Source organism: Dehalococcoides sp. THU4 (assembly GCF_043231265.1).
Classification (GTDB): domain Bacteria; phylum Chloroflexota; class Dehalococcoidia; order Dehalococcoidales; family Dehalococcoidaceae; genus Dehalococcoides; species Dehalococcoides mccartyi.
On the sequence record NZ_CP171266.1, the window covers coordinates 110000 to 126488 of the forward strand.

Sequence of the window (16489 nt, forward strand, 5' to 3'; positions counted from 1 at the left end):
AACCCGTATCTGCCCTTTCAGGCAGGTAGCCCACCAGAAAGTCCGGATATGAGGTATCTGCCATTTTCAGGCTAAAGCCGCTACATTACCAGCGCAAGCACTACAAGGGCAGCTGCAATAACCACCGCCAGTACACCCACCAGCCTAAGCTCAGAGCCGATTTCAGGCGGAGTCAGCACAGGCACTGCCCGCCTGGCAGTTTGGGTAACTGGTGCGGCAGCCGCACTTTCGGTTTTATTTATACCCGCTGCTTCAGCCTTAGGCGGTTCCGAAGCCGGCTGCTGCCGGGTGGTTTTATTCTTTTTATCTTGATAGGCCAGTTTGCCTACGCCGCGTTTTTTAGACATCTTTAGAAAGTTCCTCCCTGTATATTAGAACGCCTATTTAGCCCGGGGATGGGCTTTTTCATAACTCCGCTTTATATGCTCGGAAGTAAGGTGGGTATATATCTGGGTAGTAGAAATATTGGCATGACCCAACAGCTCCTGCACCGAACGCAAATCTGCCCCGCCGGAAAGCATATGGGTGGCAAAACTGTGGCGCAGGGTGTGGGGGGTGACCACGTCATCCAGACCGGCTTCACGGGCATAACCCTTTAAAATCTGCCACAAACCCTGACGGGTTAAGCGGTCTCCCCGCCTGTTTAAAAACAAAGCTTTTTCGGTTTCAGCCCGCACCAGATTGGGACGGATTTCAGTTAAATATTCCTGTATGCTCTGGGCAGCCTGAGGATAGATGGGTATCATCCGCTCTTTGCGCCCCTTGCCGAAACAGCGCACAAAACCTTCTTTCAGGTCTACATCCAGCACGTTCAGGTTTACCAGTTCGGTAACCCGCATACCCGAAGCATACAAAAGCTCCAGCATGGCCTTATCCCGCTTGGCTTCCGAACTGCCAGACTTGACGGGCTGGTTTAGTAAAGCCCTGACCTGGCTTATGCTGATGGCATCAGGCAGCGGCTTGCCCACTTTGGGGGTGCTGATATTTTCGGTGGGGTTTTCTTTTAGCTTGCCCTCGGCAACCATGAAGTTAAAAAAGCTCTTGGCGGCCGCCATTTTGCGGACTACCGTAGTTATAGCGTAATTCCGTTCCTTAAGGTCCAGCATATAGGCCAGCATGGTCTGGCGGGTGAAGTTTTCCCAGCCGGGTATCTTGCCGGACTTGGCGGCTTCTTTATCTGCAAAGGTCATCATCTGGCGAAGATCATTCTCGTAAGCTTCGGTGGTATTTTCTGAAAACCCCTTTTCAACCATAAGGTAGTTCAGAAAACTTTGTATATCATCACGCATCAGAGTCCTCGCTAAACGTTTAGAATTTTATTTATGTATTGTAACATAACTTTTGCCGCCGTCAAATACGCCCGAAAATGATTTAGCTTTATTTCCCCCCCGAAAAAAATATATCGTTTTTTACTGCCCCTTTGCTTACCTGAGCTGCGGTTGCTACAATTTATCTATGCCAAGCGAAACCCTGCAAAACCAGATAGCCAGTTTACCCGAAAATCCCGGCGTTTACCTGATGAAAAACGCCCAGGGAGAAATTATTTATGTAGGCAAAGCGGCTGTTTTAAAAGACAGGGTCAAATCGTACTTTGTACCCCCCTCCCGCCTTGAACCCAAAACCCGTCAGCTGGTCAGCCAGATAAACGAACTGGAATACCTGATAACCGGGTCTGAACAGGAAGCTTTGATACTGGAACTGAACCTGATAAAGAGGCACCGCCCCTATTTCAATGTCCGCCTGAAGGACGATAAGGGTTTTCCGTACCTGAAAATAACTTTAAACGAAAAATGGCCGCGTATATATATAACCCGCAGTATGGCAGATGACGGCGGCAGGTATTTCGGCCCGTTTGCCAGCACCCGTTCCGTCCGCCATACCCTGCAGGTGCTAAAAGAGCTTTTCCGTTTTCGCTCTTGCAACCGCACCGAACCGGAAAAACGCAGCCGCCCCTGTCTGGAATACGATATCCACCAGTGCCTTTCGCCCTGCACCGGCAAAATAAGCAAGCAGGATTATGACCACCTTATCTCGCAGGCCATACTCTTTCTGGAGGGCAAACAGGATAAGGTGCTGAAGCTGCTTGCCAAGCTTATGAACGAAGCTTCAGCCCGGCTGGATTATGAAACCGCCGCCCTCCGCCGTGACCAGATATCATCTATAAAAGAGGTGATTGAAGGACAGCAGTTGGCCGCCAGGGTAAGCGGCGAACAGGACGCCATTGCTTTTGCCCAGGAAGGAGACCTGTCCATGGTGCAGGTTTTCTTTATCCGGCGGGGCAAACTTATCGGGCGGGAAAGCTTCAGCCTGCAGGGTACCCGCGAAGAAAAACCGGGTGATATCCTTTCGGAATTTGTAAAACAGTTTTACCACTCCTCCACCCAGATACCGCCCAAAATAGTTACCCAGTACCCGCTTTCAGACCGCGAAATACTGGAAAAGTGGCTGTCTGAAAGGCGGGGTGGCAAAGTGCAGATAACGGCGGGGCTTCGGGGACAGCCCAAGGACCTTATAAATATAGTAGCTGAAAATGCCAGGGAACAGCTGAAACAGGCACGGATAAAAAACCTGTCTTCAGCCGTTACCCTGACAGATGCGCTGGAGGAACTGCAAACCGCGCTGGGGCTGCCCCTGCCGCCGCAGCGGATAGAAGGCTACGATATATCCAATATACAGGGCACCAATGCCGTAGGCAGCATGGTGGTTTTTGAAAACGGCAAACCCCAGAAAGCCCATTACCGCCGTTTCCGCATTAAGACCGTAAAGGGCGCGGATGATTTTTCCATGCTCAAAGAAGTCATCAGCCGCCGCTTCGGCAGGCTAAACAAAGACAATGCCGGTGAAAGTTTTGCCCGGCGGCCCTCACTCATGCTGATAGACGGCGGCAAAGGGCAATTAAGCTCGGTCAAAGAAACATTAGACACCCTGGGGCTTGAGGGGCAGGCCGTAATAGGTCTGGCTAAGGAATTTGAAGAAATCTATCTGCCCGGAAAATCCGAACCCATCAGGCTTACGGCCAACTCCCCCGCCCTTCAGCTGCTTCAGCGGGTGCGTGACGAAGCCCACCGCTTTGCACTGGGGTATCACCTGAATATCCGCCATAAATCAGGGCTGGCTTCGGCACTGGACGGGATTCCCGGAATCGGCCCAAGCCGCCGCCGCCTGCTTATCAAAACATTCGGTTCGGTTTCAGGTATCCGTCAGGCCAGCCTTGATGAGCTTTCACAGGTAAAGGGTATAAATCAGGCACTTGCCCTGTCTATTAAGGAACTGCTCTAAACAAAGGCTGCCACAAAGAAGCAATCAACTACCTGATAGTGGTATAATAGGTTTCAATCTAACGGTAAGAGGTTTATATGCTGGAAATACGTACTCAAACCCCCGAAGATGCCGAAATGGTAGCCGCCCTGACTGAAGCTACCAATAGCCCCATACTGGGAGTGCTGTTTAAAAAACTGGAAGAAGAAGACCTGACCGCATTTAACGAAGTAGCCGTATGGGACGGCAAGATAGTGGGCAAGGCAGTAGCTATAAAAGCTGAGATAGAATCTGAAGAAGCGTCTCTGCCGGTTTTGTACCTTATGCCGCTGGTAGTTATGCCGGAGTACGTCAGGCGGGGCATTGCCCTGGTGCTGGTACGCAAAATACTGGAAAACTGCAAAACCCAGGAAACAGGGGCACTGCTGGCTCACGGCAACCCGGAGTTTTTTAAGCATCTGGATTTTCTGCCGGCTGAACTTCACGGCATTAAAGATACCACCGGCGAAGCCACTGACAAGCTGATGGCCAAAGAAATAACCGAGGGCTATCTGGCAGAAAAAGGCGGAAACCTGATACTGCCCTTCTAAATATCCTGTATCTAAATAAGAAACTTACGGAAAGCGGCTGCAAGGCCGCTTTCTTCTACATCTAAGGTGACGTAATCTGCTATTTCCTTCAGTTCGGCTCTGGCATTCCCCATTGCCACCCCGAAACCAGCCGCCCTGAAGAGCGGCAAATCATTGCTCCCGTCCCCGAAAGCAATCACATTCCTGAGTGAAATACCCATCTGGGCGGCCATTTTCTCAAGCGCCTGCCCCTTTGAAACACCCAGGCTAAGCACATTTACAAACTCCACTTCAGGATAAGCCGGAGCACGGGCTATGGAGAAATGAAAATCATCTTCAAAACGGGACATAAAAAGTTCCGCCCCGCTGCGTTCCGCAGTATTATGTACCATCAGCTCTATCTTCTGCACGTCCTGCCGCAAGGCTATCTTCTTAAAATCAGTAACCGTGGGAGAAATATGGAAAAATTCGCGGTGCATTTGGGCAGACCAGTTTTCATACTCCACGTAATAGTCCAGTATAGTATAAAGTTCCAGATAAATACTTTGTTCCCGTACAAAATCAATAGCCGAAAGGAGGGGCTCACAGCTAAGGGGCTGGGAATAGCAGGTCTGGGAGGTATCAGGGTTGTACACCAGCGCCCCGTCACAGAAAATATGAAACCCGTCTAGCCCCAGTTCTTTCAGCAGATAGGTGCAAGCAGGCACGACCCTGCCGGTTGACAGGGCAACCGTAATCCCCTTTTCCCTGGCCTGGGAAATAGCCTTTTTATCCGCCTCGGATATCCTGCCCTGTTTGTTTATCAGGGTTCCGTCCACATCTATAACAGCCAGTTGAAAGTCCGGCAATTTAAATCCCCCCGCGTTTTATAAATGATTAACAGCCAGAGCTGAAAGCCAATTGTAACATCACTGCCGGACAGATAACAAAAATACGCCCGCCGCAGAGTGAACATTTTCAGCCCTTACTTCCCTTTAGGCCGCCAAGCAGTTAAAATGTAAGCTCATGGAAAATATAACTCCCCTGCGTAAACAATACCTGGATATAAAAAAGAACTACCCCGAAGCGATAGTCTTTTTCCGCTTGGGAGACTTTTACGAAACCTTTGAAGAAGACGCCCGCATAGCCGCCCGCGAGCTGGAAATAGTCCTTACCAGCCGCGAAATGGGCAAAGGGCTGAAAGTGCCGCTGGCCGGCATACCTTACCACGCCCTGGATAACTACCTTTCCCGCCTTATAAACCGCGGCTACAAGGTAGCCATTTGCGAACAGGTAACCAAACCGGGCGAAACCAAGGGCTTAGTGCAAAGGCAGGTGACCCGTCTGGTGACCCCCGGTACGGTAGTTGAGCCGAACCTGCTGGAGAGCAAACAGAACAATTTTCTGCTCAGCCTGTACCTGACCGAAGACAGCTGCGGGCTGGCCTTTGCGGATATATCCACCTCGGAGTTCGGCTGTACCCAGCTGGATATAAACGGGCTGGAAGCCGAAATAAACCGCCTGAACCCGGCGGAAATAATACTGCCTAAAAGCCAAAGCTTAAACCTGCCACTGCATCTGAAAGCCACTATAAGCAAGCTGGACGGATACTATTTTGAAGCAGACGTAGCCCGTGAACGTTTACTTAAGCATTTTGAGTGCCAGAACCTTTCCGCTTACGGCTGTGAAAACCTGCCGCTGGCTATTTCGGCGGCGGGTGCTCTGCTTAAATATCTGGAGGAAACCCAGAAATCATCCCTGAAGCAGCTGGAAAGGCTGGCCGCTTATACTATATCTGACTATATGCAGATAGACAGCCATACGCTTTCCAATCTGGAAATCTTCCGCTCAAGCGGCGGGAACTCCCTCAAAGGGTCTTTACTGGGGGTGCTTGACCAGACCAAAACAGCTATGGGCGGCAGGCTTCTCCGCAAGTTTTTAGGGCAGCCGCTGCTTCGGCAGGAAGATATTGAAAAGCGGCTTGCGGCGGTGGATTATTTTTTTGAAGAGAGTCTGGCACGCGCCAGCCTTGCCAAAGCACTGGGACAGATTGCCGATATGGAGCGGATAGCCAACCGTATCCGCCAGAAAACCATACTCCCCAAGGAGCTGATTTCACTTAAAAACAGCTTGGAAACTGTTTCCTCCATTCACCGCCAGTTCGGGCTTATGCCGCCGCCCCGTTTGGCATATTTTCTAAACGGGCTTAAACCCCTGCCCGAAATGCTGGACATTGTAAACGAAGCTATTACCGATGACCCGCCCTCCACCCTGGGTGAAGGCAAGGTAATACGAGCAGGTTTCAACCCCGAAATGGATAAACTCTGCTCTCTGGCCGGGGACGCCCGGACATTCCTTTCCCAGATGGAAGCCCGTGAACGCGAACAGACCGGCATAAAATCACTGAAGCTGGGGTATAACCGGGTTTTCGGGTATTACATAGAGGTGTCCAATGCCAATCTGGCTGACATACCCCAGAACTATATCCGCAAGCAAACACTGGTAAATGCCGAAAGGTTTATAACCCCCGAACTGAAAGAATACGAAAACCTTATCTTGAATGCTAAAGAACGCCTGCTGGAAATGGAAACCGGGCTTTACGAGCAGGTTTTAAACCAGCTGGGGGGCTTTTACTCCGCTTTGCTCTCAAACGCCGCCGCTTTGGCATCTTTAGACGTACTTTCAGCCTTTGCCGAAGTAGCGGTACGAAACGGCTATGTCCGCCCGCTCTTCCACTCTGAAAACAGCCTGGTTATCCATAGAGGCCGCCACCCCATGGTGGAACAGGGGCTGGGATACGGCAGTTTTGTAGCCAATGACATTTCCCTGTCCGCCGAAGACTGCCAGATAATTATCCTTACCGGCCCCAATATGGCCGGTAAATCCACTTATCTTAAGCAGACCGCCCTTATTGTGCTGATGGCCCAGATAGGTTCTTATGTTCCGGCAGAAACCGCCGAACTCTGCCTGACAGACCGTATTTTCAGCCGCATCGGGGCAAGAGAGGATTTGAGTGCCGGGCAGTCTACCTTCATGGTGGAAATGGTGGAAACAGCATCTATACTGAATACTGCCACCAGCCGCTCCCTGCTGATACTGGACGAAATAGGCCGCGGCACCAGCACCTATGACGGGCTGGCCATTGCCCAGGCGGTTGTGGAGTATATCCATTCCCAGCCTTCACTGCATGCCAAAACGCTCTTTGCCACCCACTATCACGAACTGGTGGAGCTGGCAAACTATCTGCCCAGGGTAAAAAACTACAATATTGCGGTCAGTGAAGACCGGGGGGAAGTGGTTTTCCTGCACAGGATAGTCCCCGGCGGAGTAGATAAAAGTTACGGTATTCACGTAGCTAAACTGGCCGGGCTGCCGGGGTGGGTTATAAAGCGGGCTTACGAAGTGCTTACAGAACTTGAAAATCCTGCTAAAAAAGAGCCGAAAACCCGCAACTGCCAGCCGCAGCTTCTGCTGCCCCTGACAGAGCAGACTTCGGCGCTGGCAGAGGAAATAAAAGGGCTGGAAATAGAATCTCTGACGCCGCTTGCAGCTCTTAACAAACTTTACGAACTGAAAAAGAAGGCCGAAGAACAGGGGCTTTAAAGGTTTACCGTACCGACAAATTCCGGAGAATTAACGTCAAATGTCCGGCTGATAATCTCTATACCATCATCTTTCTTGACAGCATAGCTTACAACCAGAATACCGTCTTTATACTTTTCCACCGTACAATCTTCAAGTGTCTCCAGTATAGCCTGACCGGACTGGTCCCACCCTACCCGGTAAGTAACCGAAACCATATCACCTTTACTAAGCATTCAATGCCCCCGGAATGTCCGCTATTTTTATTTCCGCAGCCAGAATACCGCCGGAAACAGGCGGGCTTTTCCTAAAAAACCGGTGCGGACTGCCCTAAACAGCCCAAACCGTGCATGATTATAGCACAATCGGTTTTGCTTTCAAGTTGACGTTCAGGCAGCACAAAAATATATTGACTAAGGGTTTTGAGGCATCTAATATAAACCGCAGGGTTAGTAAATATCTCGGTGGTTTTTGAGTATATGGGAAAACCTGACGGCATAATTATACTGGTAATCTGGCAGTTTTTTGCCGCTCTCTTCAGTCTGGCAGGCATACTGATAATGTTATTATTCTTTTTACCTGCAGTAGCCTGGTTATATGATTACGCCCGCACGGGAGCTATCTGGGGCTTAAGCATATTCCTCTTTTTCATCTGCACTTACTTTGCGGCCTCAATAGCGGGGGGGATAGGTCTGCTGAGCGGCCGTAAATACGGGCGGCTGGCCAGTTTATACCAGGCGGCGGTTTCGCTGATTTTATTCCCTTTGGGTACAGCCGCCGGCATATTCGGCCTTATATACCTCAACCGGCCAGATGCCAAACAGTATTTCCGGAAAACCTAAGCCGGGAAGATTTACTTTGAAGAGATACCCCGCCCTGAAAGCTTTATTTCAGAGCCAGGTGGTTTATCAAACTGCCTATACCTGAAATGCGTACTTCCACCCTGTCTCCGGGTTTCATCGGCCCTATGCCCGAAGGCGTGCCGGTGGCAATAATATCACCCGGCATCAGGGTCATTACCTCTGATACAAAGCTGACTATCAGGGGAATATCAAATATCATATCTGCCGTAAAAGCGCGCTGTTTAAGCCTGCCGTTCAGGTAGGTCTCCAGCAACTGGCCCTGGGGGTCAAGCTCGGTTTCTATCCACGGACCGCAGACCGCGAAGGTATCAAAGCCTTTAGCCCGTGACCACTGCCCGTCCGCCTTCTGCAAATCTCTGGCGGTTACATCATTAAAACAGCTGTATCCCAGTATATAATCAAAGGCAGTTTCGGGGCTTATATTGCGGGCTTTCTTTTTTATAATAACGGCCAGTTCCCCTTCATAATCCACCTGCCCGGATTGAGATGGTTTTATTATGTTATCTTCCGGGCCGATAATACCACCGGCATTTTTAAAAAAAATAAGGGGTATCCGGGGCAGATTTTCAGCCATCTCTCCGGCATGGGCTTTATAGTTTAAACCAATGGCCACTATTTTAGATGGGGCTGAGGGGGGAAGAAGCTTCACTGCCGAAAGGTCAAAAACCCGGCCTGAAAAAACAACTTTGCCGAAAGGATTGCCCTTTAGTTCCTTTAGCTGGGAACCTTCCAGCACGGCATACCCGGCCCGTCTGCCGGTAAGATTAAAACGCACTATTTTCATATGTACACTATTCTAGCCTGTAGCCCCGAAGGGTGCAATCAAAAGTTTTTACCCGCCTGCAAAGCCTGAGCCAAGCAGAAATACCCGGAGTTTGGCTTGACAGTCCCGTATGCCACTGTTAAACTTTATCTTCGGCGCTAGGCCGTATGTTGGGAGGATTTTTTTGGTAACAAACCATACCCCTTACCTTGAAAAAGGCCTTATATCCATATTCACCGGTGAAGGCAAGGGTAAGACCTCGGCGGCTGTCGGCACTGCTATCAGGGCTGCCGGTCACGGGCTGAGGGTTTGCCTCATTTTTTTTGCCAAGGGAAAACGTTTTGACCACGGTGAATTTAAAATATTGTCTTCCCTGCCGAATGTAACTTTGCAAAGCTTCGGCCAGGCCGGCTGGATACTCAAAAGCATATCCGAAGAAACCCGCACACAGGCGGAACGGGCTTTTGAGGCCGCCTCCGCAGCGGTAACCGGCGGGCAGTATGACCTGGTAGTCATGGACGAAATCATGATAGCCCTGACGGCCGGGCTGGTCACCACCGAACAGGTTATCCGGATGATAAACGCCAAACCGCCCTGCGTAGAGCTGATTATGACCGGGCGGGGCGCCCCGGCTGAACTTATAGAACTGGCTGACCTGGTTTCGGAAATAAAGGCAGTCAAACACCCGTATACTAGGGGCATCAAAGCCCGTAAAGGTATAGATTACTAATCTTCACCAAGGAGAAAATAATGAAAGTAACCCTTAGTGTTATTAAAGCAGATATCGGCGGTTTTGTAGGCCATTCGGACTCACACCCGCAGTGTCTGGTCAGGGCTGAAAAGCACCTGGCGGAGGCCAAAAAGAATGGCATGCTGATTGATTACCATATAACCAAGTGCGGCGACGACCTCCAGCTGGTTATGACCCACCAGAAAGGTATAAACAACAAAGTTATCCACGAAATGGCTTGGGATACCTTTGTAAGCTGCACCGAAGTTGCCAAAGAGCTGAAGCTTTACGGCGCCGGGCAGGATTTGCTGTGTGATGCCTTCTCCGGAAACGTAAAGGGCATGGGGCCCGGCGTAGCCGAAATGGAGCTTGAGGAACGGCCTTCCGAACCTATCATAATCTTCATGGCCGACAAGACCTCTTCCGGTGCCTGGAATCTGCCTCTTTACAAAATGTTTGCAGACCCCTTTAACACCATAGGTTTGGTCATAGCCGAAAATATGCATGACGGCTTCTCCTTTGAGGTTCATGACGTCAAGGAAAGCAAGGGCATTAGCTTTAACACCCCCGAAGAAATCTATGACATGCTGGTATTTATCGGCGCCCATTCCCGCTTCGCTATCAAGAGCGTTTCCACCCGCAAGGGCGAGATTGCGGCTGTTTCTTCCACCCAGAAACTGGCCTTTTTGGCTGACCGTTATGTAGGTAAAGACGACCCGGTTTGTATTGTCCGCGCTCAGGGGTCTTTCCCGGCTGTGGGTGAAATACTTGAACCCTTCGCCCAGCCTTATCTGGTAGAAGGCTGGATGCGCGGCTCACACAACGGCCCTATTATGCCTGTCTCAATAGAAGACAGCACCCCCACCCGCTTTGACGGCCCGCCCCGGGTAACCGCTCTGGGTTTCCAACTGTCAAACGGTATGCTTATCGGTCCGCGTGATATGTTTAAAGATAAGTCCTTTGACAATGCCCGCCAGAAATCACTGGATATGGCAGATATGATGCGCTCCCACGGCCCGTTTGAGCCCCATCGCCTGCCGCTGGAGGAAATGGAATACACCACCATGCCTCAGGTATCCAAGAAACTGGCCGGACGCTTTAAACCCCTGGAAGACTAGTTTATGCCCAAGCTCCTGCTGGCAAGCAACAACCGGGGCAAGCTGAGAGAATATGCTTCTCTCCTTAGCGATTCGGGTTTTGAGCTTGTCACACCGGCAGATATGGGTATAGATATAACAGTTGCCGAAACCGGCACTACATTTGAAGAGAATGCCCGCTTGAAAGCCGCCGCTCTGGCGGAAGCAAGCGGGCATCTTACTTTGGCAGATGACTCCGGTCTGGCAGTAGACGCTCTGGGGGGTGAACCCGGGGTCTATTCTGCCCGCTATGCCGGGGAAAACGCTACCGATACAGACCGGAATGCATATCTCCTGTCTAAAATGCACACTATCCCCGCTGAAAAACGCACCGCCCGTTTCCGCTGCGTAATCGCCATTGCCCAGCCGGGCCATATCATCGCCACCTTTGAGGGTACTTGCGAAGGATTTATAAGCACTGAGCCCCGCGGCACTAACGGATTTGGCTATGACCCCGTTTTTTACCTGCCGGAATACGGTAAAACTATGGCCGAACTCCCGCCTGAAATAAAAAACAGCATTTCCCACCGGTCTATAGCCGCCCAAAAAGCCAGCCGGTTTCTGGCCAAAATAGCCACTAATTAGTTAAGACACACCAAATAAACTTACACACTCTGCTCTTTTTTAATCCCGTTTTTATTCCTTGATAAACTATTTACTGCTTCATTTTGAGCACAAAAATATCTTGTTTAAGTGCTATTCTTGGGATATACTGAAAGACCAGTAAATAACCCCGGGGGGTAAATATGAAACTTACATGCTTACAGGAAAATCTGAACAAGGGTCTAAACATTGTGGGCAAAGCGGCTGCCGGCCGGACTACCCTGCCCATTACCAACAATGTCCTTATCTCAACTGATGACGGCCGTTTAAAACTGGCCGCCACCAACCTTGAAATGGCTATCAGCTGCTGGATAGGAGCCAAGATAGAGGAAGAAGGGAGCACCACCGTACCTGCCAAACTCCTGACCGAATTTGTCAGCTCTCTGCCCAATGATAAAATAGAATTAAACCTTAATGCCAAGTCAAAGGCACTCAATATTAAATGCGCCCGCTTTGAGGCACGCATAACAGGCGTTGACGCAAAAGACTTCCCGCCTGTACCCAAAGTGGAAAACGGCATCTCCACCAAGATTAACGTTGAGGCCTTCCGCCAGGCCGTAAGCGAAGTGGTATTTGCTTCGGCAACTGACGAATCCCGCCCGGTGCTCACTGGTGTCAACGCCGAATTTGAAGGCAGCACCCTGACTCTGGCTGCAGCTGACGGTTTCCGTCTGGCTGTTTATAAACTGCCTCTGCTGGAAGCGGTAAAAACTGCTACTAAAGTAATCATTCCAGCCCGTACACTGGGTGAGCTTTCCCGCCTGGCCAGTATGGACGAGGAAGAAGCCCTGATGATAAATGTAGATACTGCCAAGAGCCAGATACTTTTCAGGCTTAAAAATATTGAGCTGGTATCTCAGCTGGTACAGGGGAATTTCCCCCAGTACAACCAGATAATCCCCCAAAGCTTTACTACCAAAGTGGTAGTAGATGCCAACCAGTTCCTTATGGCCACCAGAACAGCTACAATCTTTGCCCGTGACGGCGGCGGCATAGTCCGGCTGATGATGAACCCCGGAAGCAATAATACCCCCGGTAAGCTCACCATCTCCGCCCGCTCTGAAGAAGTGGGTGACAATACCGGTGAACTTGATGCCGTAGTTCAGGGTGAGGAAGCTAAAATAGCCTTCAACGGCAAATACCTTCTGGACGTCCTGGGAGTACTTAAAGCCCAGCAGGTATCACTGGAAGTAACCAGCCCGTCAAGCCCCGGTGTGATAAAACCGGTGGGGGCGGACAACTACATCCACGTTATCATGCCCATGTTCGTGCAATGGTGAGTACGTTCAAATCAAGGTAACCTTTGATGCTTACACCTTCCGGAGTAGCTGAAATTTTCAAATCCAGATAGGTGTAAGCATCTTTCTTTTCATCACTTGAGCAGCTATCCAAACAAGGCACTACCTTTGCACATAATTCCTTTATGCTTTCCTGCATCTCCAAGGCCTTTACCAGGTTTTCTTTAGCCTGAAGAAGACCACTAAGACGTACCTGATCTGCTTCCCGTTCCTTCTTCATAAGGTTTATTTCGTCCAGAACAATATCCGGCGTTGCCAAATCCATTCTTAATACATTCATAAGCCGCCGTTCCTGCCCATCATATCCCTTAAGGCGGCGACTGAGATCTTTAATTTCTTTATCCATTGTGCCTGTTGAATAGTGAGCCTTTTCATTTTCTACTTGCTTGCCCACTTCAGCTAACAAAAGTTCAGGCTGGCTAAGAACGCTTTTTACCTTGTCCCAGACCACTTCTTCAAGCCAATCTGCCTTGATATAGTGAGCATCACATATCTTTGCCCGCGATGCAGTGGGATACGTTCCACGACAATGGTAATAACGATAATTCCCACGCAGACAACTACCAACTAGCGGACTACCACACTTTCCGCAAACAGCAAATCCAGTTAGTGGATATTCATGCTTAGCTTTTCCGCTGTGAAGTCCTCTCAATTTTGCAAGGGCAGATTGAGTCTGTTCAAATAATTCTTGACTGATTATGGCAGGCGTAACATCCGTAAGAACGTGCCAAGTATCTTCATTTGTTTTCTTATGATCTTTGCCCACAGTACGGCCAAAATAGGTTATACCTGTATAGGCTCTATTAGCTAAAAGCCGGCTTACAGTCCGGGCTTCCCATTTTTTACCCGTTTTAGTAGGCACACTGGAATCATTCAAAGTTCTGGCTATAGCAAAACAACTCTTCCCGCTAGCAGCCATTTCAAACATATGCTGGACAGCCCTTGATTCATGGGCAAGAGGAATCCGTTTCTTAGTGGCAGGATCCCATTTATAACCATATATACCAACACCTGTTCCCTGCGGCATCTGTCCATTTTTCAGTAAAGCTCTTTTACCACGCCCGGTAGCATCACGTCTTCTTTCAGCATCCAGCTTGGCGGCATAACCCTTTATATAGAACACCAGCTTACCTACTTCGGAGTTATCTACCGTTTCAGTTGCCGCTTCCAGAGCAACTTCATTCTTCTCTAACTCTTGCATCAGAATAACCCCATGCACCGGATCGCGAGAGAATCTATCTAGACTATAAACTACAACCACCTCAATTGCATGGGAACGCACTGCTTCACGCAGTTCCGCCAAACGAGGACGCTCCAGAGAAAGACCAGACCAGGCTTCACTGAACTGGTACTTAACCTCATAACCTTTAACCTGACAATAGTTTAAACAGGCTTCTAGCTGGGTTTGAAGACTAGTACCGTCTTGTTCCTGGCCTTCAGTAGATACACGGCAGTAGATTGCAGCTTTCATATTTCACCATCCCCTAAAAACAAAGAAATATTAAGGTAACCAAATTCCTAATAATCCAAATAGAACTGCGATCCCCAAACCTACTTTTGTTAATGCGTAACGTTCCGTTCTAGGCCATTGCCATTTAGGGAACAACTTCTCAAACATTTTGTTTGTCCATTTTTTCACCTTATTTTCCCATTGATTTTTATCGAAATGTTTTTTATCTAGCGGAACAAAACCGATCCAAGTTGCAAAAGCGAATATGAGCACACTAAAAGAAGCAAGAATCATGTTACATAAAGGTGTAGTCATAGCTCCATCCTCTCCATTAAAGAGACCTGTAAATCTCTTTGCGGTTTCCGATACGCACAATAATCACCAAGCTTTGTTTGTCATCGATGTTATAAACTATCCGGTAGTCACCCTGACGGACACGCCATAAACCTGAAACTTTCAGTTTTTCAATACCTTTTGGTCTGGGAGTATTTGTCAGTTCTTTAATCGTTTTTATAACAGCCTCAAAGTCCTTCTTAGGCAGCTTATCTAAATCCTGCTGGGCTTTACGCCTTAACTCTATCCGGTACATAACCTATGCCAGGTTACCGCTGTGTACCGCTTTACGTGTTTCCAGATAGCTCTCAAGTGACAGTGTACCCTCAGTATCAGTCAGTGCATTCAAACCTTCAGCCACATCAATTTCATCTTCCATTTTAGAAATTATGGCTTCAGTCAGCCATTCTCTCATGCTCTTACCCTGCAATGCCGCATAAGCTTTCATCCGGTTACGCAATGAAGGCTCTAAATCCAGAAAATATCTTGTTCGATTAGCAGATTCTACCATTCTATTCCCCCTACTTTGGCTATGTTTACTCCTATTATATCCCTTGTGAAAATTTCTAGCAATCACTTTAATTTATTCCTTCCACTCTATCCTTTCAATTTTAGCCCCCATTTTAAGGGCCACTTCCAGAAGATGATTACTGTGCTTATCTACATTAGAAACCAGTCCTTGGCGTTTGGCTACATCATCCTTGAATTCTTCAGAGGTAAGCATTTCATACAGATCTTGCTTGAGCTTTACCATCCCTGCAACTGAACCCATGCCAGAGTTTAAAGAAGCCACCGCAGAAACCATACAGCCCCTTATCTGTCTTATTAGGTGGTCATACCTCACCTGCTTGGCTTTCATCCGGATTACCCCATTAGCCTGACCGAAGAGCCCAAAGCTCTGTTGGATTATTTGCCAGTAGTCTTTGCTCTCCCACCGGGCTTGATTGGTTTCCGAGCCTTTATCACATATCCTTAACCAGCTGGAGGTGCAGTAACGCCAGATATCAGCCAGGGTATCCATTAAGTCAGCAAAGGTGGTTACTCCCATCTCTTTTAAAAAGTGACGGCGGCACTGGAATTCAAATCTTATCACACTGGCTTTACTATCCCAGTTATTCGACTTCCAGATCTCTCTCATCCATTCTTTTTGCTTAAGGGTAATCTCCAAAGTCTTATCATAAATCCGGGCAGATAAGTCCCCTTCTCCGAATTTGTATCCGGTATGCTTCCGGCAGTTCATATAGTGTTCTGATTTATTCGATTCCATATATTCTGCCTTTACCCTGGCACGGGCCACTACTTCTGTTTCCATATCTAGGACAGGAAAGGGCATTTGCATATCAAGACCCAGGTCTGCCCTGGATATCCGGTTATTTTTGGGTACAGCCCATCTAGTAAGCCACTGGATAAAGTCGTTGACAGCCTTTTCCGGGCCGTTTGCCCACAGGTTTTGACTGCTGAAGGTTACATATACTTCCGGCATTATTGAGCCACCTCTAGCTTCTCTGGCTATGCAGACAGTTACATCCGCATTTCTAAGTACCCATTCATAACCCTTAGACCCGCGAGCTGAAATACTGAATTCAACCCCAAACCATTCAATACCGTATCCTTTAGAGTTGAACATCTTCTCTCCGGCTTTCTCTTTGGCTTCGGTGAGCATCTCAAAGCATTCTGTATCAAGATATTCCTGTATCTCAAACCCTATCACCAGGGTGTCTATTCCGCTTGCTGCTACTTTTATTCTATCCATTTTCTCTTACTAGCCTTTACTATCCAGAACCCCCCTGTTAGTTAGTGAGGGGGATTTCAGGCAACTAGCTTTCTGCGTCTCACTGGCTCGCCTGCCCTGCATCTTGCCCGTCACTCCGGCCGGGCAATCTTGCAGTGCAAGACTCAGTATGCATTCCAGCCTGGCGAGCCCG

General features: G+C 48.9%; 18 protein-coding genes. 8 read left to right on the forward strand and 10 right to left on the reverse strand.

Annotated features, from left to right (window positions below; genetic code table 11):
• Positions 1–80 precede the first annotated feature (80 nt).
• Positions 81–347 carry a hypothetical protein gene (locus tag ACE6F3_RS00545; protein ID WP_278532727.1) on the reverse strand — a complete coding sequence of 89 codons (267 nt, stop codon included), beginning with the start codon at positions 345–347 and terminating at the stop codon, positions 81–83.
• 33 nt (positions 348–380) lie between these two features.
• Positions 381–1289, reverse strand: a complete 909-nt coding sequence (gene xerD / locus ACE6F3_RS00550) for a site-specific tyrosine recombinase XerD (protein ID WP_010936905.1) — start codon at positions 1287–1289, stop codon at positions 381–383.
• A 166-nt stretch (positions 1290–1455) separates the two neighbouring features.
• On the opposite strand from xerD, the gene uvrC reads away from it, so the two are divergent.
• Positions 1456–3279, forward strand: a complete 1824-nt coding sequence (uvrC, locus tag ACE6F3_RS00555) for an excinuclease ABC subunit UvrC (RefSeq protein ID WP_023652520.1) — start codon at positions 1456–1458, stop codon at positions 3277–3279.
• Between the two features lie 77 nt (positions 3280–3356).
• Positions 3357–3848, forward strand: a complete 492-nt coding sequence (locus ACE6F3_RS00560) for a GNAT family N-acetyltransferase (RefSeq protein WP_023652521.1) — start codon at positions 3357–3359, stop codon at positions 3846–3848.
• 11 nt (positions 3849–3859) lie between these two features.
• Here the strand turns inward: ACE6F3_RS00560 and ACE6F3_RS00565 are convergent, their stop codons facing one another.
• On the reverse strand, positions 3860–4675 hold the full coding sequence (locus ACE6F3_RS00565; protein ID WP_278532725.1) for a Cof-type HAD-IIB family hydrolase: 816 nt from the start codon (positions 4673–4675) through the stop codon (positions 3860–3862).
• A gap of 157 nt (positions 4676–4832) precedes the next feature.
• Between ACE6F3_RS00565 and mutS the strand changes: the two genes are divergently transcribed.
• Positions 4833–7409, forward strand: a complete 2577-nt coding sequence (mutS, locus tag ACE6F3_RS00570) for a DNA mismatch repair protein MutS (protein ID WP_279115431.1) — start codon at positions 4833–4835, stop codon at positions 7407–7409.
• Here the strand turns inward: mutS and ACE6F3_RS00575 are convergent.
• The gene (locus tag ACE6F3_RS00575) at positions 7406–7624 is read right to left on the reverse strand and encodes a hypothetical protein (RefSeq protein ID WP_010936910.1); all 219 of its coding nucleotides are present in this window, start codon (positions 7622–7624) and stop codon (positions 7406–7408) included. The genes mutS and ACE6F3_RS00575 overlap by 4 nt on opposite strands.
• Before the next feature lie 243 nt (positions 7625–7867).
• Here ACE6F3_RS00575 and ACE6F3_RS00580 point away from each other — a divergent pair, with 243 nt between their 5' ends.
• The gene (locus tag ACE6F3_RS00580; protein WP_010936912.1) at positions 7868–8230 is read left to right on the forward strand and encodes a hypothetical protein; all 363 of its coding nucleotides are present in this window, start codon (positions 7868–7870) and stop codon (positions 8228–8230) included.
• Between the two features lie 43 nt (positions 8231–8273).
• On the opposite strand, the gene ACE6F3_RS00585 is transcribed toward ACE6F3_RS00580, so the two are convergent.
• On the reverse strand, positions 8274–9035 hold the full coding sequence (locus ACE6F3_RS00585) for a fumarylacetoacetate hydrolase family protein (RefSeq protein ID WP_279115430.1): 762 nt from the start codon (positions 9033–9035) through the stop codon (positions 8274–8276).
• A gap of 163 nt (positions 9036–9198) precedes the next feature.
• On the opposite strand from ACE6F3_RS00585, the gene ACE6F3_RS00590 reads away from it, so the two are divergent.
• The 4 genes from ACE6F3_RS00590 to dnaN all read left to right on the forward strand — a co-directional run bounded on the left by ACE6F3_RS00590 (position 9199) and on the right by dnaN (position 12763).
• Positions 9199–9744: a cob(I)yrinic acid a,c-diamide adenosyltransferase gene (locus tag ACE6F3_RS00590; protein ID WP_279115429.1), complete on the forward strand. Its 546-nt coding sequence runs from the start codon at positions 9199–9201 to the stop codon at positions 9742–9744.
• Positions 9745–9764: 20 nt separating this feature from the next.
• Positions 9765–10862: a fructose-1,6-bisphosphate aldolase/phosphatase gene (gene fbp, locus ACE6F3_RS00595; RefSeq protein WP_010936915.1), complete on the forward strand. Its 1098-nt coding sequence runs from the start codon at positions 9765–9767 to the stop codon at positions 10860–10862.
• Between the two features lie 3 nt (positions 10863–10865).
• Positions 10866–11465: an XTP/dITP diphosphatase gene (locus ACE6F3_RS00600; RefSeq protein WP_332445482.1), complete on the forward strand. Its 600-nt coding sequence runs from the start codon at positions 10866–10868 to the stop codon at positions 11463–11465.
• Positions 11466–11626: 161 nt separating this feature from the next.
• Positions 11627–12763: a DNA polymerase III subunit beta gene (gene dnaN / locus ACE6F3_RS00605; protein ID WP_332445481.1), complete on the forward strand. Its 1137-nt coding sequence runs from the start codon at positions 11627–11629 to the stop codon at positions 12761–12763.
• On the opposite strand, the gene ACE6F3_RS00610 is transcribed toward dnaN, so the two are convergent.
• From ACE6F3_RS00610 to ACE6F3_RS00630, 5 genes are all read right to left on the reverse strand, one after another.
• Positions 12738–14252, reverse strand: a complete 1515-nt coding sequence (locus ACE6F3_RS00610) for a recombinase family protein (RefSeq protein WP_392654728.1) — start codon at positions 14250–14252, stop codon at positions 12738–12740. The two genes, dnaN and ACE6F3_RS00610, sit on opposite strands and share 26 nt — an antisense overlap.
• Before the next feature lie 30 nt (positions 14253–14282).
• On the reverse strand, positions 14283–14546 hold the full coding sequence (locus tag ACE6F3_RS00615) for a hypothetical protein (RefSeq protein ID WP_324664451.1): 264 nt from the start codon (positions 14544–14546) through the stop codon (positions 14283–14285).
• A gap of 16 nt (positions 14547–14562) precedes the next feature.
• Entirely contained in the window at positions 14563–14820 is a 258-nt protein-coding gene (locus tag ACE6F3_RS00620; protein ID WP_303678273.1) for a type II toxin-antitoxin system RelE/ParE family toxin, read from the reverse strand.
• Positions 14821–14823: 3 nt separating this feature from the next.
• Complete coding sequence (locus tag ACE6F3_RS00625; RefSeq protein WP_324664454.1) at positions 14824–15075, reverse strand: hypothetical protein; 252 nt, start codon at positions 15073–15075, stop codon at positions 14824–14826.
• A gap of 72 nt (positions 15076–15147) precedes the next feature.
• On the reverse strand, positions 15148–16317 hold the full coding sequence (locus ACE6F3_RS00630) for a hypothetical protein (protein ID WP_324664456.1): 1170 nt from the start codon (positions 16315–16317) through the stop codon (positions 15148–15150).
• Positions 16318–16489: the final 172 nt, after the last annotated feature.